The sequence below is a fragment of the Bradyrhizobium sp. 45 genome (genome assembly GCF_023073155.1).
Lineage (GTDB): Bacteria > Pseudomonadota > Alphaproteobacteria > Rhizobiales > Xanthobacteraceae > Bradyrhizobium > Bradyrhizobium canariense_D.
On the sequence record NZ_JADPIX010000055.1, the window covers coordinates 1 to 23,949 of the forward strand.

The 23,949-nt window shown below is 59.9% G+C and carries 17 protein-coding genes, 1 tRNA gene and 4 pseudogenes; 8 read left to right on the plus strand and 14 right to left on the minus strand.

The window, feature by feature from the left end:
• Nucleotides 1-301 precede the first annotated feature (301 nt).
• Nucleotides 302-748 carry a hypothetical protein gene (locus IVB42_RS09370; protein ID WP_247396926.1) on the plus strand — a complete coding sequence of 149 codons (447 nt, stop codon included), beginning with the start codon at nt 302-304 and terminating at the stop codon, nt 746-748.
• Here the strand turns inward: IVB42_RS09370 and IVB42_RS09375 are convergent.
• The 4 genes and pseudogenes from IVB42_RS09375 to bcsS all read right to left on the minus strand — a co-directional run bounded on the left by IVB42_RS09375 (nt 734) and on the right by bcsS (nt 4,860).
• Entirely contained in the window at nt 734-913 is a 180-nt protein-coding gene (locus IVB42_RS09375) for a hypothetical protein (protein ID WP_247298044.1), read from the minus strand. The two genes, IVB42_RS09370 and IVB42_RS09375, sit on opposite strands and share 15 nt — an antisense overlap.
• A gap of 161 nt (nt 914-1,074) precedes the next feature.
• Nucleotides 1,075-1,415: pseudogene (locus IVB42_RS09380) on the minus strand (response regulator).
• Nucleotides 1,416-1,459: 44 nt separating this feature from the next.
• The gene (locus tag IVB42_RS09385) at nt 1,460-4,066 is read right to left on the minus strand and encodes a GAF domain-containing protein (protein ID WP_247396929.1); all 2,607 of its coding nucleotides are present in this window, start codon (nt 4,064-4,066) and stop codon (nt 1,460-1,462) included.
• Between the two features lie 311 nt (nt 4,067-4,377).
• Nucleotides 4,378-4,860 (minus strand): cellulose biosynthesis protein BcsS, encoded by a 483-nt coding sequence (bcsS, locus tag IVB42_RS09390; RefSeq protein ID WP_346015374.1) that lies wholly within the window; start codon nt 4,858-4,860, stop codon nt 4,378-4,380.
• A 1,134-nt stretch (nt 4,861-5,994) separates the two neighbouring features.
• Here bcsS and IVB42_RS09395 point away from each other — a divergent pair.
• Nucleotides 5,995-6,207 carry a hypothetical protein gene (locus IVB42_RS09395; RefSeq protein WP_247392722.1) on the plus strand — a complete coding sequence of 71 codons (213 nt, stop codon included), beginning with the start codon at nt 5,995-5,997 and terminating at the stop codon, nt 6,205-6,207.
• 2,329 nt (nt 6,208-8,536) lie between these two features.
• Here the strand turns inward: IVB42_RS09395 and IVB42_RS09400 are convergent.
• Complete coding sequence (locus IVB42_RS09400) at nt 8,537-9,031, minus strand: DUF4142 domain-containing protein (RefSeq protein WP_247298989.1); 495 nt, start codon at nt 9,029-9,031, stop codon at nt 8,537-8,539.
• Nucleotides 9,032-9,797: 766 nt separating this feature from the next.
• Between IVB42_RS09400 and IVB42_RS09405 the strand changes: the two are divergent.
• The 4 genes and pseudogenes from IVB42_RS09405 to IVB42_RS09420 all read left to right on the plus strand — a co-directional run bounded on the left by IVB42_RS09405 (nt 9,798) and on the right by IVB42_RS09420 (nt 13,406).
• A pseudogene (locus tag IVB42_RS09405) lies at nt 9,798-10,414 on the plus strand (NYN domain-containing protein).
• Nucleotides 10,415-11,650: 1,236 nt separating this feature from the next.
• A complete protein-coding gene (locus IVB42_RS09410) occupies nt 11,651-11,872 on the plus strand; it encodes a hypothetical protein (RefSeq protein WP_247396933.1) in 222 nt (73 codons plus the stop codon).
• A 19-nt stretch (nt 11,873-11,891) separates the two neighbouring features.
• Nucleotides 11,892-12,314: a hypothetical protein gene (locus tag IVB42_RS09415; protein WP_247396950.1), complete on the plus strand. Its 423-nt coding sequence runs from the start codon at nt 11,892-11,894 to the stop codon at nt 12,312-12,314.
• 687 nt (nt 12,315-13,001) lie between these two features.
• Nucleotides 13,002-13,406, plus strand: a complete 405-nt coding sequence (locus IVB42_RS09420) for a hypothetical protein (protein ID WP_247396953.1) — start codon at nt 13,002-13,004, stop codon at nt 13,404-13,406.
• 459 nt (nt 13,407-13,865) lie between these two features.
• Here IVB42_RS09420 and IVB42_RS42245 read toward each other — a convergent pair.
• The 5 genes and pseudogenes from IVB42_RS42245 to IVB42_RS09440 all read right to left on the minus strand — a co-directional run.
• A pseudogene (locus tag IVB42_RS42245) lies at nt 13,866-13,976 on the minus strand (hypothetical protein); the annotation flags it as partial.
• Nucleotides 13,928-14,105 (minus strand): annotated as a pseudogene (locus tag IVB42_RS09425) (DUF3606 domain-containing protein). The pseudogenes IVB42_RS42245 and IVB42_RS09425, both read right to left, overlap by 49 nt.
• 526 nt (nt 14,106-14,631) lie before the next feature.
• Nucleotides 14,632-15,510, minus strand: a complete 879-nt coding sequence (gene ligD / locus IVB42_RS09430; RefSeq protein WP_247392731.1) for a non-homologous end-joining DNA ligase — start codon at nt 15,508-15,510, stop codon at nt 14,632-14,634.
• Between the two features lie 497 nt (nt 15,511-16,007).
• Complete coding sequence (locus IVB42_RS09435; RefSeq protein WP_346659063.1) at nt 16,008-16,223, minus strand: hypothetical protein; 216 nt, start codon at nt 16,221-16,223, stop codon at nt 16,008-16,010.
• 237 nt (nt 16,224-16,460) lie between these two features.
• Nucleotides 16,461-16,550 (minus strand) — tRNA-Ser (locus tag IVB42_RS09440).
• A 196-nt stretch (nt 16,551-16,746) separates the two neighbouring features.
• Between IVB42_RS09440 and IVB42_RS09445 the strand changes: the two genes are divergently transcribed.
• Complete coding sequence (locus IVB42_RS09445; RefSeq protein ID WP_018452861.1) at nt 16,747-17,088, plus strand: hypothetical protein; 342 nt, start codon at nt 16,747-16,749, stop codon at nt 17,086-17,088.
• Between the two features lie 51 nt (nt 17,089-17,139).
• Here the strand turns inward: IVB42_RS09445 and IVB42_RS09450 are convergent, their stop codons facing one another.
• The 3 genes from IVB42_RS09450 to IVB42_RS09460 form a co-directional block, all read right to left on the minus strand.
• Nucleotides 17,140-18,603, minus strand: a complete 1,464-nt coding sequence (locus IVB42_RS09450; RefSeq protein ID WP_247396959.1) for a trehalose-6-phosphate synthase — start codon at nt 18,601-18,603, stop codon at nt 17,140-17,142.
• 238 nt (nt 18,604-18,841) lie between these two features.
• Nucleotides 18,842-19,663, minus strand: a complete 822-nt coding sequence (gene otsB, locus IVB42_RS09455) for a trehalose-phosphatase (protein WP_018452859.1) — start codon at nt 19,661-19,663, stop codon at nt 18,842-18,844.
• Between the two features lie 3 nt (nt 19,664-19,666).
• Nucleotides 19,667-21,154, minus strand: coding sequence for an MFS transporter (locus IVB42_RS09460; protein ID WP_026232409.1), 1,488 nt, complete (start codon nt 21,152-21,154; stop codon nt 19,667-19,669).
• Nucleotides 21,155-21,336: 182 nt separating this feature from the next.
• Between IVB42_RS09460 and IVB42_RS09465 the strand changes: the two genes are divergently transcribed.
• Nucleotides 21,337-21,675: a DUF3175 domain-containing protein gene (locus IVB42_RS09465; protein WP_018452857.1), complete on the plus strand. Its 339-nt coding sequence runs from the start codon at nt 21,337-21,339 to the stop codon at nt 21,673-21,675.
• A gap of 177 nt (nt 21,676-21,852) precedes the next feature.
• Here IVB42_RS09465 and IVB42_RS09470 read toward each other — a convergent pair whose 3' ends face one another.
• Nucleotides 21,853-23,886, minus strand: coding sequence for a HAMP domain-containing methyl-accepting chemotaxis protein (locus IVB42_RS09470; RefSeq protein WP_247298112.1), 2,034 nt, complete (start codon nt 23,884-23,886; stop codon nt 21,853-21,855).
• Nucleotides 23,887-23,949 lie beyond the last annotated feature (63 nt).

The following is a 23,949-nucleotide window of genomic DNA, read 5'->3' on the forward strand; positions in this document are numbered from 1 at the left end:
GCCCTGACCGCTCTCCTGCCGACCTAACATCCGCTGCTCCCGCAAATGCCGCCTCAAACCAACGGAATCACGGTTCGCGAGTCGTCTCAACCGGAGTTTTGCAACACAATCGAGAGGTGAGCGGACCAAAGTTAGTGCTCGGTACCGAGGGCCGATCATACCTGATGTGCTAGGCGGAGGCCGAGCCAACCAAGTCTGACTCCCAGCGCTTGAGAAAGCAAGAAGGAGCTGAGCCGCCCTAACCCTGGTGTCGGGACCTCGTCTCTGGATCCGAAGATCATCATTCTTCCGACAGGAGGGAATGCAATCAGAGACCGATGGGCGATCGGCATTCAACTACACTTCCGTGTTTCTGCGGACCAATCCCACCGGCGTACAGACCGTATTCATCCGGGCGAGAACACAGGCCAAACTTAGCTTACGAACGCGGACCCATTCACTCACTGGTGATATGCCGCGATATTTTTTCGACTTCCACGACGATAACGGTGCGACGATTGACGACGAAGGGCACGAACTGCCCGGCTTGAATGCTGCGCGCACAGAGGCTCGCCGCACTATTGGAGAAGCCGCGCGGGACTTAACGGCTAAAGGCCAAGATGGCGTCGTGCAGGTTGAGGTTCGCGACGAGCACGGTGCAGTTCTGAGGGTTGCAGTCACTAGCTGCCGATTATCATTCAGTCACGGTCGCTACACAGACGGTATGCAGGCAATGCTGCGCGATATTCAGCGTTCATTTCGTTGGTAAAGCTTCCGACGGGCTTAGCGTCGGCAAGCCGTATTCGTGCGCGCGTTTCGCCGCGAGCTTGCGATAGGTTTGAGCTTGCGTCTGCAACTGGGTTTTGAAGGCCGCATCCGACTCGTCTGCCGCAAGCGCTTCAAGTTGAACCGCGCGCGCAAAGGCGGCATCCACGTTGGGAAATTAGGCCATGTTGGATGCAAGCCAAAAATCTCGGCAAAGGTCAGCTGAGGTCCTTCGGTTCGGCTTGCCAGTGAGGCCATGACTTCCATTCTAGCCGGATGAGCGGACCTGGTTAGACTGGTCCGGCACGTCTCGAACGGACCACTAGCAGACTACACAGTCCTTCCCAGGCGTTGATCAATTTCCTGACGCAATAGTCCAAAATCTATCGGCTTGGATAGTAATCCAGCGGCGCCAAGTTCTCTTGCGCGCTTCACGGTTGCAGCGTCTCCATAAGCGGTAATCATGATGATGGGCACGTTAGGACGTGCTTCTTTTACCTTTGGAAGCATTTCGAGCCCGCTCATGCCTGGCATGTTGATGTCCGACAGGATTAGGATTAGTGACGGATCCGGTATCGCCTTCATCTGCTCGAGAGCCGCAGGAGCAGACAGAGCGAATCCATGAGAAACCGCCCCGCCCGCAGGTCGCGGCGGAATTGCTGCCGGAACATGCTCTCGACATCGGGCTCGCCGTCGACGACAACGATCTAGGTGCTCACGACTCTCCTCCAGATCGGCTATTGCTCCCGTGTCGAGGCAAGAAGACCACAAACTCTGTAAACTGCTGCGGCTCGCTTGTGACTTCAATTCGGCCACCATGCTGTTTGACGATGATGTCATGGGCGATCGAGAGGCCGAGGCCTGTACCTTCGCCGGCCGGTTTGGTCGTGAAGAACGGATTGAAAATCTTTTCCTTCACCTCCGGTGGGATACCGGTGCCATTGTCGCGAATACGTATTTCGACTTGGTCCTCGCTTGCGCGTGTGCGGGCAGTGATTAGTGGTTCGAAGTCGGCACTGCTATTGCTAGCCACACGACTGGCCACCGCATGGAGCCCGTTCGAGATCAAGTTGAGCAGAACGCGGGTGATCTCCTGGGGAAACACTTCGACTAGTCCGGCGCGCGGATCGAAGTCACGCTGCACGGTCACATTGAACTGCGGTTTCTCGGCACGGGCGCCGTGACAAGCGAGATTGAGACTCTCATCGACCAGTGCATTGATATCGGCAGCCCGGTGCTCTCCCGAGCCTTCTCGCGAGTGCAGCAGCATATTCTTAACGATCGTATCGGCGCGCTTGCCGTGCTGTACCACCTTTTCAAGGTTTGACTTCAGCATCAACGAAAGTTCGTCAACCTCGCTGCGCATCTTATGGTCGAGAGGAGCCGGAGCCAGGGTCTCCTTGAGTTCGGCGGTCAATTCCGCCGAGAGCGCAGCAAAGTTATTGACGAAGTTGAGAGGATTCTTGATCTCGTGGGCGATTCCGGCGGTAAGTTGACCGAGAGAAGCAAGTTTTTCGGTTTGCACCAGGCGGTCTTGCGCAGTTCGCAGCTCATCCAATGATCTCGACAGATCGGCGGTGCGCTGACGCAATTCGCTGAGAAGTCTTGTATTCTCGATAGCAATGACCGCCTGCGCGGCGAACTGCTCCAGCAGGGCTGTTTGCTTCTCAGTAAAAGGGCGATTTTCCTGCCGAAAGATCATAACATTTCCGACCACGCCGCCGCCTTTCAGCAAGGGAACTGCCAATACGCACTGCGCGCCGCCAAGCTCAACCAAGGCGCGGCGATTACGTTCACCGTCGAGGTAAGCTTTGGATTTGGCGAGGTCAGCGATGGCTACTGAACGTTCGCCTTTCAACAGACGCGCTGGAGCGGTGTCAGGACCGTAGTCAAGTGGCTGCTTCCGGCGATACTCATCGTAAGCTGGAGGCAAGCCGAATGTGGCCGCGGTATGGAAACGGTGCCCATCATAAGTGTTGAGCACACCGAAATTCGCATCGCAAAGCTGCATCGCCTTGCCAAGTATGGCATCAAAGACCGGCCCCAGATCCCCACCTGAGCGGCTGATTATGCTGAGCACCTCCGATGTCGCAGTCTGCTGCTCCAGCGCCTGCCTGGTCTCGTTGAAAAGTCGTGCATTTTCGATCGCAACGACGGCCTGGCTGGCGAAGTTCTCAAGCAGCGAGATTTGCTCCTCGGTGAATGGCCTAACCTCCTGCCGGTAAACGTTGATTACGCCGACGATGTCCTCGTTCTTAATCATGGGCACATACAAGACGGTGCGCGCGCCGCCCAAATCGACACCGGCGACTGCATTAGGATTACCGCTGCGGTAGGCTTCGCTTTCCTGAGCATTATGGACGTGAGCTGGCTTCCTGGTTGTGCGCATCACGTCGGCCGGAGTTGCCGCGCCTCCCGTATGCAAGTTTTGCCGTCGGTATTCAGCAAAGGCGGCCGGAACGCCCGCTTCGACAACTGCCCGCATTGCGCCTTGCTCCATTTGGTATATGAAGCCGCAGTCCGCCTCGCACAGGCTCATGGCCTTGGCCAGCATCTGCTCAAATACCGGTTTAAGATCGCCAGGCGAGGACGAGATAACCTCAAGAACTTCGGCTGTAGCAGTTTGCCGCTCAAGCGCCTCCTTCGTTTTGTTGAACAGCCGCGCGTTCTCTATTGCGATCACGGCCTGGTCGGCGAAGCTTTGTTGCAGCACTAGTTCATCTGCGGTAAAGGGTTTGAGTCGATCGCGTTGGACGATGAGCGCTCCGATCGCTTTGCCGTCGCGCCGTAGTGGCGTACCGGCCACGGTTCGAATGCCGACCGTGCGGGCTAATGTCACGGGCCAGTCCGCCATATCCGCATCGATATTGTCGATGTCGGGGATATGAATTTGTCGATTCTCCCGGAAAACTACCGCGGGCAGGTTTCGGCCTCCTGGCCGCCGCTGCTCCTCTGGTACCAAAGCGGTGATGCGCTCGATGCCCGCGCCAAAACTGACAGAAAGACCCCACTCGTTGCCGGCGGCAATCCGGATAGCAACGCTCGCACCATGGAAGAGGCGCGCGGTAGCTTCGGCGATCTGCTGAAGTCCGCTTTCGGCATCACCGGAGGCGCTGGCGATTGTGCGGAGGATGTGGGCACTGGCATTCTGCCTCTCCCGTAAGTTGGCGAGTTCCTCGCGCAGACGGCCATTTTCGGCATCCGTCGCCGCAGCCCGTGCAGTTGCCGCATCATGCGCAGCAAAACTGGAAGCAAGCCGTTGCTCGAGATCGGCAATCAGCTTGTGGAGGTCGGCCACGGCGTCCAGAGGAGGCGCGGTCATTCACTCAGTCCATGCGCCAGCCAATGCCGACCGGCTCAAATCATCGCCCGTATAGACGGATTATTCCATTCCAGGAGCATCAAAGCCAGCGGCTTTCCGCCGCTTTTGGGCACCAGAAAAGAGGATTTTCGGATGTCCGAGTTGAGGTCATAGCAGACGTTGGCCGAGCGCCGTTGGAAGTCAGCTACGGGCCAGAAGGCGACTTACTGACATCGAGCGGCAGTATGACAATTGCGGGTAATTTGCCACGACGAGCTGTGCAGGAGGTCTATCGCAAAATCGTCACGCGGCCAGCCAGCGCAGGGAGCTGATCAGAAAGGGACCTGAAAGTTCAAGCCGCCGTACACGCCCTTGCCGTAGTTGCTATCCCGCACAAAGCCGAGCGAGACGCCCGTGTTCATACCAAGGATGGTAAACCCAGTAATGTGTCCGCCAAGGCGAACCTGGTTATAGGTCCAGCTGCCCGAGTAGGCTGCTTCGGGCCCCACGAAAACGTTGGGCGCGATTGCAATGCCCGTCTTGCCCTGCACGTAGTAGAACTCCGACGCCGTATTGTAGTGCGCCTGGACATAGACCATCGTTTGGTCGGTCGGCTTGCCGTAGAGAGAGGTTAGAACCTTAAGCCCATATAGCTGCGTGTTAGACGCAGCCAAACCAGGCGCGGCATAGAGATGACTGTTCACGGCCGTCACGCCCGCGGCGACAAGCCATGACCAGCCATTCGGGGTGAACTGGTACCCCGCAAGCACATCCAAAGTGGTATCGAGCCCGATCCGCTTCTGATCGGTGTCGATGAAGCTGTAACGGCGGGCCGAGGCAAATCCCGGTCATAATGCAAACGGTTTTGTCGGCGGCTCTTTCGGAGCATCCCAATCGGCGAATTACGCTGCTCCTTGACGATCCACCGACAGGCAAGCCTGCCGATTTGATCGGGCTCAATACGGCGCGCGCTTCAGTTTAGGGCAATGCTCCGCTATCCCGTCCACTCCCCTCAGGGCAGCTAGCTACAGCAGCCCTTGCCGTTCTCTTGAACCGGCGGAACACGCTTTTGGAACAAACGAAGATTTATTAAAACCACAATCTGTTCTCGCCCGGAGAACTGCGGGCCCGCCAGCGAGAAGCCGCCCGCTAAGGCGGCCGTAGTTTGTTGAGCTTTTCTTTCATTAGTGAGGGGACACGATAGCCGCCAAGCTGAACGCCAGCACGCAGGCGGCAGCCAATGACCAGAAGGCTATTGCGGTCTCTTTGGGCATGAGGCGCCAACGTTGGAGCGCTGGTCGAGTTCCTACCGGCGGTTGGTCACCCGGTGGCGGTGTTGTGCAACTCAGCCGCCAAATCGGCTCTGAGTTGGTCCTCCAGCTCGCGGATATGCTTCGCCGTTGGGCCGTCCGGAAAGTCTTTCGCAAGCTGGCGACAGTGTGCCAGCTTCCGCTGAATTGCCAAGATATCCCGGTCGCTTTCCATGGGGTAAAACCGCCTTCGGACTGCCACCTTTCATATGCCAAATGGGACGGGCGACGGCTAAATCAAGCTCGCGGCAAGGCATCCTGCAAAAAGCCGGCCCCGGAGGATGTTTCCTGAGGCCGGAAGTTCTACGCGTCGCTCCGAGATATCCCCGGAGCTGGAGACGAATGCGCCCAGATTGCCGAATGTTCCCGACCCTCATGCGATAGCAGAGCCGGCGCCCTGATGCATGTTGCCGATTGTGAAATAGATCACATTGCGAGCCGGGGATGCTGCGTTACGATCAACGCACCGGGGCTGGCTAAATATTTCACTTAGATCTTTTCACCCGGAACTTTTGACCGCGCTGGGCCGCAGCAGCAGTCCCCTGCTGCGGCCTTCGTGTTCACGGCGCTTAGCGATCAATCTGGCCGCCGTACTTTGTATCAATGAGTTCGGCGTCCTGTGCCATTGGAGAAGGTATTGTGCCCAAGCAAAATTGCCTGATCGTTCGTGCTGCCGGAAGACAACTAGATCTTTTGCGCGGCGAGGCCTCCCGCATCGCGAAAAGCAATAACGTCGATTGGTGGATCGATCGCGCGGAAGTCGGCACTCGCTTCTGCTTCGAGGATGCAAAGGCGAAAGAGTCATTCGCTCTCGCTTGTGACAACTTCGGTATTCCCCGCCAAGACGGTTAGCCCGCGGGCCATCTCACCCAGATCCAACATAAGAAAAGCCCGCCGGCTCCGGTAGCCGACGGGTTCTCAATGCCCATGCGTACCGCGGTACTCGTCACCAATCCGCGATGGTCAATCGTACCGCGCTACCCATTGACGCCGGGTTACCAGGCGCTGGCAGTCGCGCGTTCGGCGCAGGAACGTCTAGCCTTGCACAATATTTCGTGCCGCCAATTCCTGGTCCAGCTCCTTCAAGCGAACGATTAGATTTTCAACGATCTCCATGCAATCGGAATGCCTCAACGAGTGCACGCCACGCGCTGCCAGCTCGCGCTCCAAGATAGTCGCCACGATGCTTTGGATGCTCACAAATCCCCCCGTAGAAAACATTGCCCCTCAAGGGAAAGGCCGCAGCGTGGTTCCAGCCCCCACTGCGGCCATCCCGGACAACTGCAAATAAATGAGTACTTAAATCTCCCCGGTGTTCTCACAGTAGAACACCCCGTTCCGAAAATGGACTCCGTACAACTACCGGAGGCGCCTTGCCACTTTAGAGCGAACATGGCACGATTGGCTTTCCAGCCCCCAATGCTCCTGGCAGCCGATCCAATTGCGGATCAGAGCGCCGGGAATGCCAGCCTAAGGATCTAACAGAGATCGGCCCATCGCCAAACGCGCGTCGGACGATGGGCCGTCCCGGGTGGATGGTGCGGACCTGAACGGATCCAGGCAGCGCGCCACAGACCAATCTCAGAACCTCTCGCGTGGAGAGTCGTTCCCGTCAGACGGAGAGCACGGCGCCACGGTGCGTCACTTACCCTTGATTTTCTTGATTTGCAGGACGTATTCGTTTGCGAGATCAAGAAGCCGTTGAGCCGTACTTTGATCAGTGATTTGGCGAGCTAACCTTCGACATTGCTCCACCTTTGCCAGCAGCTGCAACTGTAGCTGCCAACGATCGTCCAGTGCTTGAACCATGCCGTGTTACTACACCTGCGCGGCACAGAGCGCACGAATGGATAGGCCCGTACTGCTACGGTCCCGCGCGGCAGTTCCAGCTTCAGGGCTCTGCCCTATGGTCCCACGCCTCTTCCAGAGCACGGAGGTCATCCAGCAATGCGGCCTCAAGTGCGCGAATATGTTGGCCGGTCAGACCGTCCGGGAATCTTTCAAGAGCTGCCGACAGCGCTCCAGCCGCTCTTCGATTGCCACTTTGTCCCGCTCGGTATCCATAGGATCGTATGACGACCGGAACGGGCAAAGGTTCAACTTATGCAACTTTCAAATTCAAGCATTGATGTCAGACAGCTTAGCGCTGGAAGAGCCTCCCTACTGAGGCGGCGTTACTCTCGCAGCGGGCTTCTATGGCGCGAGCGTTTATCCGCCTCCTCAGCCATTTTCAACCAATCAGCGGCAAGGCGTACTTGCGAAGCAAAAGACTGGTGTCACGAAGATCGCAAAGAGATTGAAGCGAATGCCGGGCGCGACGGCGGCTAAGGCATTTGTTCTTGGCTTGTCGCTAAGCACGCGATAGCGGGCACCTACTCGGTCATCCGACAGCGCTCTCGCTCCACGTAACCTCGATCTGATAGGATGCCGCGCGATGCGACGCGGGTTTCTGTGCGCCGTTGATCGGGCGCAGTATTTTCGTTAAGCATTTCCGACTATGCGGATATCATGTTTCGCGCGTTGGGGCAGTTGTTGTTGAGAGGTTCGGTGAGCGTAGGAGGCGCCGCTTTGACGACTCTCTGCATCGTCGGAGTCTTATGGTTGGCGGCAACGCACTTTCGGCCCAACAATCCAACTGTCGCCGAAACCATTGCCATCAAAAACGGTTGCATACCTAGCCGCTGCGGCACGAAAGTGAGCGCTGAGCACTAGCGGGGACAGCGATGCTCTCCGGGATCGAATACCCACACTGGTTGATGCTCGCCGGGGCCGTCCTCGTGCTGGCGGGATTGGTCGGATGGGCGTTTCAAAGAAAGCGCCAAGCGGCCGAAGTGCGAGAACCCGCGGCACGCGAAACTGATCAACCGGCCGTCGAGCGGGCGGCGAGTACCAAACTTCCATCAGAAGACCGAACCAACGCCAAGGTTAAACCCGTCCGCCGGCGGGACATGACCGGGTGAACACGCCTTGCTGCTCTATCCGGTCGTAACGAAACGTGCAGCCGTGCCGTGAGCGCAGGCGAAGACTTAGGCCTCCGCAAGTGCGAGCCCACCTTTCCCGCCGAACGCGTGTTCGATATACCGGTCCCGAATTATCACCTGCTGGCGCGCGCCGATATCATCGAAAACGCTTGCCAGCCGGAGCAAGTAGTCTTCGCGCGTCTCCATGAACGCGTCGGGGATCAATTGCCGGCTTTCAGCGATTTGGCGGTGTCCAGATGCTTCTGCAACGTATCTATCTGGCCGGAAGCATATTCTCCGGCAGCATCCTTACTCCGTGACGCCTTCTTGTACTCGGCGATATCCTTTTGGTGGTCTGCGACCATGTGAGTCGCGAACATCTTATCGAAGCCCGCGCCGGACAGTTTCGACATCTTGTCATGGTCGGCTTTTTGCTTCGGATTTGGTCCGCTTGGTGAGTTCATTCCAAGTCCTTGGGCGGCATCTAAAGCCTTCTGGTTGGCGGCAGCGTGGTCCGTGGAAAGCATTCTGCCAAATGACTTGACGGCATCGCTTTGACCGTTCTGCTGGGCCAGCTCTCCCATGCTCACTTCAGCGAAATTGCCCTCGATTGCTTTCTTGAGGAACGTCTCGCTTTGCTTATCTTTCGCAGATGCGTTGGCAATTGAGAGCGCCATCAAGGTTGCTGTCCCGAGCGACACAAGCATTCTGTTCATCGGTAAACTCCTATTCTTTGCCGTGAACACGCCAATCCTGGAAGAGGTTCCAATCGAGCGCATGGCCCACGTTGCCTCTAACACTGCGGGCGCAGGTACGAGCGGTGAAGTGAACAGCGGCTCAAATCCTGGAGATGCGGAACGTCCGGCTGGTCCGATAACCGACCACGGGCGCCGGTCTGCTCGGTGCACCAGTCCTTCGAACGTATCCGGTCCCGCCCCCGTCTGCAGACCCGTCTCAATCGCCGCGACATCCTTGTGGGCCTAAGCGATCCACCGCCGAACGCCCCTCCTGGCATTCAGCTCGACGCCACGGTGCCGACCTATCTTTAGATCTCATTCCGTCGCAGTAAGGAGCGGTCAGCAGCAACTGGAACACGGCTCGAGCTGCCATCCTACGGGTCGGCTTCTCTCCGTTCCGACCAGGAGAACGTCACCGCCTGAAGCTGAGACAGACCACCGCCAGCCGCGACCGCGCCGGTGGATCCAAAGATCAAACCAGAGCGAAATCGCCAACGGTCACGGCGCGAGCACCCTGAAACAAGCACCTGGAAATAGACAGGACACATTACAAATCTGACAGACCAACTTTCGGCTAATGTCAGATTTCCAAGGCGTGATACCATTTGGAAATAGTTGAAGCTTAAAGCATCCGCCTCCTCGACGATCTTCGATAGTGATCTATATACATTACGACCGCCTCCGCGTCGCGCGCTCGCGATGCTTTCAACCTAATCCGCGCTGCTTCACCGAAAGCGTGAACTGAATGTCACATTCCTCTACCGACAAGATCGCGCTCTTCATCGATGGAGCCAATCTCTACGCGACGGCAAAAACTCTCGGCTTCGACATCGATTACAAGCGCCTGCTGAAGGAGTTTCAGAGCCGCGGGACGCTGCTTAGGGCGTTCTACTACACCGCGATCATCGAGGATCAGGAATACTCCTCGATCCGGCCGCTGATCGACTGGCTCGACTACAACGGCTACACCGTGGTCACCAAGGCGACCAAGGAGTTCATCGACGCCTCGGCCGGCGCAAGGTCAAGGGCAACATGGACATCGAGCTCGCCGTGAACGCCATGGAGCTCGCCGAGCACATCGACCAGATGGTGCTGTTCTCGGGTGACGGCGACTTCCGGTCCCTGGTCGAGGCCGTTCAGCGCAGCGGCGTGCGGGTCACCGTGATTTCCACGATCGCGAGCCAGCCGCCGATGATCGCCGACGAGCTGCGCCGCCAGGCCGACGTCTTCACCGACCTCGTCGAGCTGCAGTCCAAGCTCGGCCGCGACCCGTCCGAACGCCCGGCCCTGCGTGATCGCGAACCGCGTGGAAACATGCCAAAATTCTTGCAAGAGCCGAAAGGGAACGACCCTGCCGGCTAGGCTGTTAGCGATCGCCGTCCACTTTGGTACTTAGGGCCTGTGAGCAGCGGGGCGATTCGTGCCTAGCATGATGTTCACTATGGCGGCCATTGCGCTGGGCGCCGATCGGATCGATAGTCACCCTGTTCGAAGTCTGTTCGAAGTTCGTGCGGCAGTGGATCGAAGGCGCTTCAATAGGCCAGCGTCGGGCAACTGAGGCGCCCTACTCTTTGTCCTCGGTCCAAGTTTGCTCACCGCACTGGCACTTGAACATGCGAACGATCCCCCCGGTCTGGGGATTGAGCATCTTCACCGCGAGGGCTGGCCTTTGGCCACAGTGGTTGCAGGGCTTAGTTGGATTTGGCCGATAGCTGGAAAAGACTTCGTTCTTAAAGTCGCGGTCCACGCTACTGCCCTCGCCGAGAGGACTCACTAGCTGGTGACCTTCGTGTCCCCCCCTTGCTTGGCCACCCTTTCGTCTGTTGGCCTAAGCCAAAGTCTGCGACCTCGGAGACCATCGGCTCATCGGCCGCTGTTGGCGGTCCGGACAACAGGCGGCCAGCCGCTTAATAGGTACATGGCCTAGCGTGCAAAAAGGACAGCGCCGCGCTCCTATCGCTTGCCGAAGGGTGTGATATCTTGTCGCCTAAAGTTTGACCGATATTTTTTGAAGACGCTGCCAATTTGTTGGTGCCCCGGTGGGGAGTTTTATTCATGCAAAGAGATTTAGCCGAAAAACGTGACGCGGCCAGTGCCGCTGAGGTGGGATGAGTTCGCCTCCGAGCCTCGGGCGCCCAGCAGACCCGCAGCTGCAAACGATAACATTGAGGACGGCTCCTGGCTGCTCGTTCCATTTCCTGACGGCTGGTACGCGACGTGTTGAACATGGTCCAAGATCGGGACCTAGCTTCCGAGTGCGCCTAAAATTCCGCTCGGCACTGCGAAGTGGTTCTCCGCTCTTTTCCGCCGTGTCCTTGGCGAACTTGTCCTTACCGCCGATTTTGCGGTTTGATCTGCTTGTCGCCGCCCTTCCTCGTCTCCAGATGCACCGCCTCTAAGCCGCTTTCCGCTTTGCGACCAGCTTACCCCGTTTTGCCGCCGTCAGGTCGCGGCGGATCAGGTCTTCGTCCATCTCAGCGAGCCAAACGACCGCTGACTAACAAGAAGGCACATCGAAATTTGCCGAGAGCAGGAACACTATTCACCGGGGCGAGGTTTGTTTTTCATCGGAGGCTAAGGATCGCGGAGTTCTCTTCCATGGCCACCCAGATCGTAATGGACAGCACAGGCGACAGCAGACATTTCTTTGAGCAAGACGACCTCAACGGGCTCGCCGAGGCTGAGCGGCGCTTCAAGAAATTTACCGGCCAAGGATTTACCGCTGCCACTCGGACGCCGGCCGGCGATCTCAAGCTGATACGGTCATTTGATCCAACAGCGGAGGAAACGCTGTTCTATCCGCACTTAGTCGGCGGTTAGAACCGTTACAGCACCAAAGATGTTTTTGTTCGGACGTAACGTCGCCCAGGGCGCGCGTCTGCGTGCCCTGCGTGCCCTCTATCGGAGCTTCAACGAGCAAAATGGCCCGGAAGCGCGTGCACGTCGTCTTCTGCGGGAATGGTTATCTCCAGAACAGCGCGCGCAATTTGATGCCAATGGCTTTTTTGAAGTCGCTGGTTCTCTTACTGGCCGTCGATACCGAATTTATCAGGGCACGATGAGTAATGTTTTGGAGCTGGATGAAAAACTGGAGCCTAAGGTGGGGTGGTGCTTCCTCCCCGAACGGGCGTTGGCGATTGGCGATGTGATGCTCGCCCAGAAGATCGCACTCGAAACTGACGGAGCCGCAGTTCTCGCGATCGCGAACTCGTTTTCTCCGAGACTGCCGTTTGTGCCCCGAGCAGTAGGGCGCGGTCACTAGAGCTGATCATGGGCGGGGCCGTCGCTTGTGACGGCGGCGACCCCTCGCCGCGAAGGCGCCGTTACGCGAGACGAGGACGACTTCGCGACTGCATCCAGCGTCGGCTCCGCCAGCGGCAGGCGCAAGAACGTCCGTGCGTTAATGTTACTTAGGCTGCTTGCCGGCGTCTGATGGCTTTACTGATGGAGACCGCGAGGCGATCTCTCCAACCTTTTGTAGCGTACGTGCGAACTCAGACCGAAGATGTTGGGAGTGCGCGACGTCCCTCGGCTCTGACAGAAACGCGATCTTCACGAGGAAGCGGTTCAACAACGACGCTATTCGAAAATTGTCGGAATGTTGCGAACGCAGTCCGGTGAGTTGCCGACGCATCTCGACGAGATCAAGCGGTTCGTGGTCCGGCTGGCTTTTCAACGAAATGGCCTGCAATCGAACGAAGCGTCGCGTCGAATATGTTGGCGCGACGACTTCGCCATGGGTGGACCCGGACGGGAGCAATGTCCGATGCGCCAAGATAACCCGCGGAAGGCTCGCCGCAATCTAAGGTTCAAATTAAGCTTGATGTGCAGGCTGGAAGTTAATTCGGGAACCGGGAAAGCCGACCGAAGGTGCTGAACCGGTAAATCCTTAAGGAACGTCTAGGCCCGTGTCGGAATTCTTTGACTGAGCAACAGCTGCAAAAGTTCGATGCGCTGCCATATCTTCACGCTCGACGACTGGGGCAAGACGCTGGACGTGCAGGAGATCGAGTGCGGCAGCGCGGAAGAGGCTCTTCAGCTTGGCTCTGCCGGGGTGGCGAACCAACCGATCGAAGTGTGGTGTGGTCCACGGCGGCTCGGTCGCTTTGAGCCAGAGCGAAGGCAAGGGAGACCGCTGCCGCGCCTCCGCGCACTCTTAGCCTTGGCCGAGCGTCGCCTTCATGAAGGCGAGCAACACATCAGCCAGCAAGAGACGCTGATAAACCGACTCAAGCGCGAGGGGCGCGATCTTGCTCTCGCGTTGTCCGTCCTCGACACTCTGATTGAGACTCAAAAGGCTCATTTACAGGAGCGGGATTTGATCGTTGCCGAAGTGGCAAAGCGAGTTGGATGAATATGCCCGCAATCACAGATCACGATCACGGCCAAACGCTCTCGACTGCCCTCTGTCCTGTACACCACCCGTCCGGCAGCCCGTCTTACGCCATGCCGCAGGCGACGACTGCCGGCCGTCTTACTGTGAGGATCGCCGATGTCGGATGCGCCAAGCCGGTAATCTTCGCTAACGATTGCTCTGTCGTTGGCGCCGCAATCAAAGCGAACGTCGCGTCGGGATAGCGCGTCCACACTTCGATGTCGTCTGCCGTTCAATGACGACGCTTCTTTCCGTCTGGATTGGGAATAACGGGGCTTGCGTCAGGCGCTTCAATGCCTTGATTTGATTTCGTCGGAGGAATTGCAACCGCACGGATCACCGGCACCACACTGGCAGCCGAGCTCTGCACTCCATGCCCGGTCCCGGTGGTTCTCGCAGACAAAGCCTAAGCCAAAGCAGATGGGACAGTTGGGATCGTCATGGCATGAAAAAGCGCGCGGGCCTTGCTCCAAAGATCGCAAGCATACCGCGCGCCTCGGTTACGCCGCCAATTCTTTGCGAACCGCGGCGGCCGAATTGCCTACCTTGTCGACGGCCTTCTGCAGCTCGTCGCTGGAGACAACCAAGCTCCCTGGTCCAATATTTGACCTCGAAGTCTTCATGCATGTTGATCTTGCTACGGTCGCGCTGGTCCCGTTTGGTGAAATTGTCGCTCATGTTCCTCCCCCATCGCCTGTACAAGCCGTTCATCGTCAAGAACGGTCAGCAGGTCATTGATCGTCTTCTCGCAGTCCCTCGGGCCAGGCTCGACATAGCGAGCCAGGATGGCTTGGGCTTTTTTTACCACTTGGGTTACGCGGTCCGGCATGCCGATACTCCACTCACTGGCAAGGAAAACGCCCGTAAGAACGGTGTGTTCCCAAAAGGAAGGCCTCCGGAAGGGCGGAGGCCTAGTCTGGGGAGGTTACATATAGCTTGGAAAACTTGACCTGCTTCGCCCCGTTCCTACCGCTGCGTATGAAGCTGGCGCCTCTGCGCTGATCGCTTAATCTGCGTTATAGGTGCGCTCGAGCAGGAGCCCTGCTTGGCCCCGTTGTGAGCTTGTCCTGCCTTTGGCAGCAATGGCGAGAGGCTTCAACAGAGCCCGTCTGCTTGGAGCGTTGGCGCTTCAAGGCCACCGCATCTTCATCGCTCACGCAGAGGTATCACTAGCCCGCGTGCTGAGGCGTCAAATGTACATCAGTTATTTCTTGGACAACCCTTTGAATGAACTGGCGCGCAGCAGGCCTTCAGAGGTGATGTCCCGGTATTCGATCTCGGCGTAGAACTTCGGATCGACCCACGTGGCCTTCGGCTTCTTGATGGGCTTTGTGAGCTTCTGCTTCGGGCTAACGACGGTATCCAGGGCCTTGCGGATCTCCGCCGACTTCGTCCGGCTCCAACCCGTGCCGACCTTCCCCATATACCGCAGCTCCTTGCCCTCCTGCTTGCCGAGGTAGAGCGCGGCGACGCCGGACGGGTCCTTGACGAAACCAACAACAGGGAATTTTTCGCGGTGCACCGTCTTGATCTTCTGCCAGGCCTCAACCCGCTCCGACCGGTACGGTGCGTCAACCCGCTTGGACACGATGCCCTCGTAGTTGAGCTTGCTCGCCGCCTCGAACAGCGCCTGCCCATCACCTTCGTGGTGCTCGCTGTAAAAAATGGGCGCTTCCAGCCCGTTTTCTTCTATCAGCTGCTTCAGCAGCTCCTTGCGGGCAAGCTGCGCATGTTTCCGAAGGTCTACGCCGTCCAGCCACAGGAGATCGAAGGCGAAGAAAACGAGGCGGTCCTGGTCGCCTCTGCCGAGGTCTGCCTGGAGTTCGGAGAAGTTGGTGCGCTCTTCGTGGATGACGACCACCTCACCATCGACAATGGCTTGCCCTTCGATGTCGAAGGCGCCCGCAATGACCGAGAACCGGTCGACCCAGTTATGGCCGTTCCTGGTGAAGGCCTTCCGGCTGTTGCCGTCGATGTGGAGCTGGATGCGGTAGCCGTCGTATTTGACTTCGTGAATCCACTGAGCCCCCGAAGGAGCTTTCATCTTCAGGGTCGCAAGCTGGGGACCGATAAAGCCCGGCATGGAAGCTCGCGGCTTCTTGGCCGGTGCTCGGGTACGCTTTGCCACTAACGCAACTCACAAAAAGCCCGCCGTCGGTGGGGGGAGCCGACGGCGGGGCAGTCTACCTACCTTACTGAGGACTCTCCAACCGCGAGGCTCATGCGCCGTTCCCAGGCGCTCTCACATACAACCGCAATTGAGATTCTAGGTTGTATTTTCAACGTCAACGAGAACGGCCGCCGAACGGTTAGCGAACGCGGTGTGATACAGCGTTCTTCAGGAGGAACGCTCTCAGTACTGGGGCCTCTTCAAAAGCTCCGGCAACCGGGAGATTGCCTTTGCAATCCTTCTCGCCTCGTCTCGGGTAAGGAATTGCTCGGCATATTGGTACGGGCGCCGGTGAAGGTGTTCGCGTTGGGGCACAGAGCAGACGGAGAAGCCGTTTGCGTCCTTCACGCGGAAACATTGCTCCTCCTCCACCGTCACCCACGGCGCCGGAAACCGCCGAAGGTTATCCATCACATCCTTCGGTTTGCCGGAGTGCCTCTTATCGGCTTGCCGGACGAATAGGTCGGGCGTTCCTTCGCCGCCCGCACCTGCCGGTCTCGCTCGGCGCAAAGGTCGTCAACCTTGCTCAGCATGCGCTGAAGCAGGGTCTCAGCCGAAGCGGCTGATACCCCGGCCCGTTGAAGCTGGAGGATTTCCTTGCGCTGGCGGCCGATCTGCGCGCGCATATGCCCGATTTCCGAGCGGAGATATTCGAGTGTGGGCATGAGCAAACCTGGGATGCTGCCCGAATAGAACGAACCAAGAACTCAGAGTCAAGCGCTGCTGAGCGGGCCGCGCATCAGACCTTCAAGGTGGTTAACGTTACAAGACTCGGAAGACGTACTGCCTAGGGCCCACCCCGGGGGTGCAGCTGGGGGTCGGTCCGGGTAAATGGAAAATAGTTCAACAGATACAATGATGCATGGCGGAGAGAGTGGGATTCGAACCCACGGTACGGTTTCCCGCACACACGCTTTCCAAGCGTGCGCCTTAAGCCACTCGGCCATCTCTCCGGAGCGCACTCTCTTGAAGGGGCGCCGGTGATTTTGCAAGGGATCGCGGGGAAATCGGATGATTTTTCCGTAAGATATTGTACTTTATAGACAATATCAGGCGCCACGGCGACGCTTGGAACCGGCCGCCCGCTGAACCGGCGGCGGGTTTGGCGCGACGATTCACTCAAGACCGTCAAACACGTCCGGGGGCACCATGACCATCCGCAACACCATTGCCGCGCTGAGCCTGATTTGGGCCCTTGCCGCTGCCTTCGCCGGACCGGCCGCCGCCCAGGTCTGCACCCGGCACGGGGTTGATGTCAGCTGTGACGACGGACGGCGCGGGATGCTTTCGGGCGATGCCATCCTCTGGCCGGACGGCACGCGCTCGAGCGCGACGCCGCATCAAAGCGTCATCATCGGCCACAAGAGCTCAGTGCATGTCGGGCCCGGCGTGTTCGTCGGCCAGGGCAAGGGCATGGTGCCGCTCGACGATCCGAACGCGCCGAACAAGCGGCAGTGTGCGATTCTGGAGGGCGTGTCGTACTGCTATTGAGGCTGTCGTCTTCGCCCCTGCCCTCGCTGTAAAGAACGGGGGAGAAGAAGACTAGATCAACCGCACGCCTGAGATCGCCGACTTGAGCCAGCGCAGCGCTTGCGGCGGCTGGTTGGCGAGCGGCGCGACTGCAGCCTTCTCCGTCCGGCACTTCTCCAGTTCAGCGACGAAATCCGCCGACCATTGCTGGATGGTGTGGCCGCGCAGCTTCTTCATCATCGCATCCCAGCGCATCTTGCGCTCGGTGAGCGGCATCGCCGCCGCGACCGCGATCGCGCGCGCCATGCCGTCGATGTCATGCGGATTGACCAGCAGCGCGGCGTCGAGCTCGTTGGCCGCGCCGGCGAATTTCGACAGCACCAGCACGCCGGGATCAGCCGGATTTTGCGCAGCGACGTATTCCTTGGCGACAAGGTTCATGCCGTCGTGCAGCGGGGTCACCACGCCGATCTGCGCGGTGCGATAGAGGCCCGCGAGCACGGCCTGGCTAAAGCCCTTGTTGAGATAGCGGATCGGTGTCCAGTCGGCCTCGCCGTGGCGGCCGTTGACGTCGGACACGAGCCGCGCGACCTCGTTCTGCAAATTGCCATAGGCTTCGATGGCACCGCGCGAGGGATTTGCGATCTGTAGCAGCGAAATGCTGCGCGCAAAGTGCGGATGCTCGGTCCAGAGCCGATCGAACGCGCTGATGCGGTTGACGAGGCCCTTGGAATAGTCAAGCCGGTCGACGCCGATCGCGAGCCGCTCGCCGTTGAGACTGCGGCGCAGCCGCGACACGTCCGGATGCGACGCCGACTTCGCCGCGTATTGCGCGAACTTCTCGGCGTCGATGCCGATCGGAAACACCTCGCAGCGTGTTCGGCCATGCTGCGAGATCGCAACGCCGTCTTCGACGGCGAGGCCGAGTTCGCCCGCGACATAGCTGAGAAAATTCTGGCAATCGTCATTGGTCTGGAAGCCGATCAGGTCGTAGGCCAGCATCGCCGTGATCAGCTCACGATGATTGGGCACGCCCTGCATCACCGCGGAGACAGGCCATGGCGTATGGAGGAAGAAGCCGATCGGATCGTCGACGCCGAGATCCCGCAGCTCCGCACCGAGCGCGAGGAAATGATAATCCTGCACCCAGAACGCGGTTTGCGCTTTCCGGAAGCGCATCAAGGCGCGCGCCATGAAGGCGTTGACCTCGCGATAGCTGACATAGTCGTCGCGCGAGACGCGGATCAGATCGCTGCGCGAGTGCAGCGCCGGCCACAGCGCCGAATTGGCAAAGCCCTCGTAATAGCCGCCATAGTGCGCCGCCGGCAGGTCCAGCGTCGCAATCGCGCCCGAACCCAGTGCTTCGATCTCGGCAAACGGCTCCTTCTGATGACCGTCACGCACACGGCCCGAGGAACCCACCCAGATCGCGCCCGAATGTTCCACAACGGGTAGCAAGGCCGCCGCGAGACCGCCCGTCATGGGCTCATTGGGCTTGCCGCGCGCGACGCGATTCGAAACGACGACTAAGTTCACAGGTCGTCCCCTCCTGTTTCATTCCACCCCATTTAACTGCCGTTCATCAATATGGTTCCTGATCATCCTTTGCACCAATTGAAACCAAAATCGGGCGCGCGCGTTGGAACCGGTTTACCTCCAGGCAACCTGACGATTTCGCTACACAAAGCCGGATTTGGAACCGTGGCGCGCGCAGCATGAAGCGACGCGCTGGAGGAATTACGCACGCGATATGTGGCTCCGAGATGTCGGTGCCTTATTCCAACCTTGAGTCGTCGAGCAGCCGCGCAAGGAACGTGCGCACATCGTTCGGGGCGTCGAAGTGCCCGTTGACCCCCATAGCGCGGCGACCAACCGAAAAGGCGAGCCCATTCATGTCGGGCATGATCGCGAACACGGTTTCGTCGGTGACGTCATCACCGATGAAGATCGGACGGCGCCCCTTGAAAGGCTCGTGCTTCATCAACTCGCGCACGCCGGTCGCCTTGGTAAAACCGGAATGCTTGATCTCGCAAACGAACTTTCCGGGCAGCACCTCGATCGGCGCATTGGGCAGGTCGGCGCGGATCAGCGAAACGGCTTCGTAGATCGCTTTCTCCGCATGCGGCGCAAGGCGGTAGTGCAGCGCCAGCGAATAGCCCTTGTCTTCGAGCAGAATGCCGGGACTGAGCTTGGCCACCGCCGCGAGCCGCCGCTTCAGCTCCTTATCCAGCGGCGGCGCGCTGACGGCATCGGCTTCGTTGTCAATGGAAAGCCGCATCTCGGCGCCGTGGCCGGCGACGGCGCGAAAGACATCGGGCGCGAAGATCAGGTCGATGTCGTTGAGCGAACGCCCGCTGACCATCGCCAGCGCGCCCGACGTGCGCTCCGTCAGCCGGTTCAGCGTTTCCGACAGGCCTGGCGGCACCCACACCTCACGCGGCGTCGGCATCAGGTCGAGCAGTGTCCCGTCGATGTCGAGCAGGATCGCTGTTTCATTGAGATGCGGCACGAGTGCGTGGGGCACCGGCACCGCATCGGGCGCTTCATCGTCGACCATGGTGCGCTTTAGATCCAATTCAGCCAGTTCCGATTTCATAGTCTACTCCATGGACGCAAGCGGCCGCGCGATTTCTTCGAGCGATCTGCGTTCCGCCGAGATGGCATAGCGCCACGCCACGATCGCGGCCGCGATCATCAGGAACGCCCCCAGCAAATAGCCTGCGAACACGCTCGTGCGTGATCCCGTGTCGATCAGCGCCCCGAACAATGCGGGGCCGATCACGCCGCCGATGCCGGTGCCCACCGCATAGAACACCGCGATCGCGAGCGCGCGGACTTCCAAGGGAAAAGTCTCGCTGACGGTGAGATAGGCGGCGCTCGCGGCGGGCGAGGCAAAGAAGAAGATCACCATCCAGGCGATGGTCTGCCCTTGCGCGCTCAAGGCGCCGATCGAGAACAGATAACCCGACAGCGCCAGCAACACGCCCGACGCGCCGTAGGTGAACATGATCATGGTCCGGCGGCCGAGCGTATCGAACAGGCGGCCGAGCAGCAGCGGACCAAGGAAATTGCCGGCGGCGAAGGGAAGCAGATACCAGCCGACATGATCGGCGCTGATCCCGTAAAAATCGGTCAACACCAGCGCAAAGGTGAAGAAGATGGCGTTGTAGAAGAAGGCCTGCGCGATCATCAGCACGAGGCCGACCATCGCGCGCTGGCGATAGACCGAGAACAGCGTGTGCACCACCTCGCGGATCGGCGTGTGAGTCCGCATTTTCAGGCGGATCCTGGCGAAACGCGCGTGGCTCGTCTCCTGGCCGTGTCCGAGCACCGAGCGCTCGACCTCGTCGACGATCGCGTGGGCCTGGTCGGGACGGCCGTGGATCATCAGCCAGCGTGGACTCTCCGGAATCCACATCCGCATCAAGAGCACGACGAGGCCGATGGCCGCGCCGATGAGATAAGCGAGGCGCCAGCCGAGATCGGGGCCGATCACCGCGGGATCGAGCAGCACGATGGCCGCCACGGCGCCCATGGCGGCACCGATCCAGAAGCTGCCGTTGATGACGAGATCGGTCCAGCCGCGATAGCGCGCCGGCACCAGTTCCTGGATGGTCGAATTGATCGCAGTATATTCGCCGCCGATGCCGGCGCCGGTGAGGAAGCGAAACAGCGCGTAGCTCGCGACATTCCATGACAGAGCGGTCGCGGCCGTCGCCGAGAGATAGAGCGCGAGCGTGATGAAGAACAGCTTCTTGCGACCGATGCGATCGGTCAGCCAGCCGAAGCCGAGCGCGCCGAGCACCGCGCCCGCGAGATAGGCGGAATTGGCAATGCCGAGATCGAGATTGGAGAAATGCAGGGAGGGGCTTTGCTTCAGCGCGCCGGAGAGCGCGCCGGCCAAGGTCACCTCGAGGCCATCCAGAATCCAGGTGATGCCGAGCGCAAGCACGACGCGGGTGTGAAATCCGCTCCACGGCAGCGCGTCAAGCCGTGCAGGAATGCTGGTTTCGATGATGCGATCGGCCGCGGCCACCGTGGAGACCACAGGTCCATCGTTCGGCGCTGGGCTTCGCTGCAATTCCATCGCGTTGTTGCATCTGACCAATGGACATGGCCCCGGTTCACATGGCGTGGATGGGGGCGATCCGATCAAGGGGGTGCGGCATTCCGCCTGCCACCTGCGACAACGTCTGCGGCAGGGGCGGGTTCCAGCAGGAACGACCGCTGACGGCGCTGGTTTTCGGTGGAGCCGCAAGGAGTTGACGCATGGCTCATGCCAGAAAGACGACACATTCTCGCAAAACATCGGCGCGCAAGAGCACCAGACGCGCCGCACCGAAGCGCTGGTCACAGCGCGTGACGAAAGAGAGCGACGCGCTCGACCTCAAACAAGGCGTGTTCAAGCTGACCAGTGCGAAGGAGATCGCGGCTTCGTTGAAGCGCTCGGCCGAGCACAGCGCGCGTCGCAAGACCGGCGCCTACCGCTCGGCGCTGTCGATGCTGACGTTCTACATCAACCGCGCCGGCAAGACGCTGCCGCAGACGCAGCGCACGCGGCTGGAGCGGGCAAAGGTGGAGCTGAAGCGGGCGTTCGGGAGGGAGTGAGCGCCAGGTCGTCCTGGACAAGCGCAGCGCCGATCCAGGACCTATTACCCCAGGGAGCGGTTTGGCGATGACTCGGAGTTGGCAGTTCGCCCGGCAACTCCGCCTTGGGTAATGGGTCCTGGATCGGCGCTGCGCTTGTCCAGGACGACGGCGGAGGCGTGGCGCGAAGGTCGAGCGCTACGCCGCCCGGATATTCCCCATGAAGCGGTCGAGCTCGGCGCGCAGGCGGGTGCTTTCGGACGACAGCGTCTTGGCCGAATGCAGCACCTCTTCCGAGGCCGAGCCGGTTTCGGCGGCGCCGCGGTTGACCTGGCCGATGTCGGTGGCCGCGGTCTGGGTGCCCTGCGCGACGGTCTGGACGCTGCGCGCGATTTCCTGCGTCGCGGCGCCTTGCTGCTCCACCGCGCTCGCAATCGAGGTCGAGATCGACGAGATCTGGCCGATGGTGGCGCCGATCTCCTTGATCGCCGCAACCGACTCGGCCGTGGCGCCTTGCATGCCCGTGATGTGCGAGGAGATCTCGTCGGTGGCCTTCGCGGTCTGGCTCGCGAGCGACTTCACTTCGCTGGCGACCACTGCAAAGCCGCGGCCGGCTTCGCCGGCGCGTGCCGCCTCGATGGTCGCGTTCAGCGCCAGAAGATTGGTCTGCTCGGCGATCGCCGTGATGAGCTTGACGACTTCGCCGATCTGCTGGGCGGCATGCGAGAGCTTGCCGATGCGATTATCGGTCTCCTTTGCCTGCACCACGGCAGCTTCGGCAATGCGGCTGGAATCGCGGACCTGACGGCCGATCTCCTCGACCGAGGCCGAGAGCTCTTCGGTCGCGGTCGCGACCGACTGCATGTTGCTGGAGGCCTGCTCGGAGACGTCGGCGACCTGGCTCGACAGGCTCTGCGTGGTCTCGGCGGTGCGGGTCAGCGTCGAGGCCGCCGATTCCAGCTGCACGGCGGAAGCCGAGACGTTGGAGACGATGGCACCAACCGCGCTCTCGAAATCATCGGCGAAACGAATCAGCTCGGAACGACGGCTTGCGGCCTGCTCCCTGTTCTGAAGTTCGTTGGCGGCGGCATCGCGCTCGGCCTTGGCCACGGCCTGCACCTTGAATTCTTCGACCGCGCCGGCCATCTCGCCGATCTCGTCCCTGCGGCCGAGGCCCGGCAGCACGACGTCGAAATTGCCCGCGGCAAGCTCGCGCATCGCCTTGCACATCGCGATCATCGGACGCGAAATGCCATTGCCCAGCATCAGGGCGAGCGCAGCGCCGACGGCAAGGCCGCCCAGCGCCATCATCAGCATCAGCCGCTCGGTCTCGCCGATGGTGGCATTGGCGTTGACCTCGATGCGCTGCTGATCCGCCGTCAGCTCCGATCGCAGCTCACCCGAGAGCTTGAGAATGGACGCGGCTGTCTTGGTCATCTCGCCGTTCAGCTTGACGATGACCTTCACGTTCTCGGTGAGCTTTGAAAAAGAGGCGCGGTACTGCTTGAGGAGATTGCTGATCTCGGTGACGCGGTCGGTGATCTTCTGGTCGTTGGCATAGATCGAGACCAGCAGGGTCTCCAGGAATTTGATGCGGGCGGTCACGCCGTCGGCGGTCTTCGGCTCCGGCTTGGCGACGAAGGCGCTGACCGAGGTGGAGACCGCCAGATATTGCGATGTGATATCCTTGGCCGTACCCTGAACCGAGTTCAGGCCCGCCAATGCCGCGGTATCGGCAAGATCGTCGAACTTGAACCGGATCTTGTTGCCGACGCTGTTGAGCTCCTCGGTCGCGATCTTGCCGTTCTCGCGCGTCAACGTGATGATCTCGCCGAACACCTTGGTGAAGCTCTTGAAGTCGGCCTCGAGCCTGCCGACCTGCTCGCGGCGGGCTGCGCCCGTGGTGGCCGCCGCCGACTTGGCGATCGCGGCCCTCAAATTCTCTTCAGCTGCTTTGGCTGCGGTCTCATCATCCGCCGCGCCGGTCAGCGTGTAGGCCCGCGCCAAGCCCTGGTAAGCGATCAGCTCGCGATCGACCGTCCGCGCAAGGTCCGCTTCGGCGACGCTGGAGCGGTAGGAGGCCACGGCGGCCTGAATCCGCTCGAAGCCGAAATACGCGAAAGCCATGCTGACGGCGAGGATGGCGAGCACCGCCACGAAGCCGAGGATGATTTTTGCGCGAAAACGCAAGGTGAGCAGCTTCGATCTGGTCGGCTTCGACTTGACGGGCATTCCCCACCCCATTCCATTCGCGGAAAACCAGGCGCAGCCCGGAAGCAGCCCGCTTCCTGACGC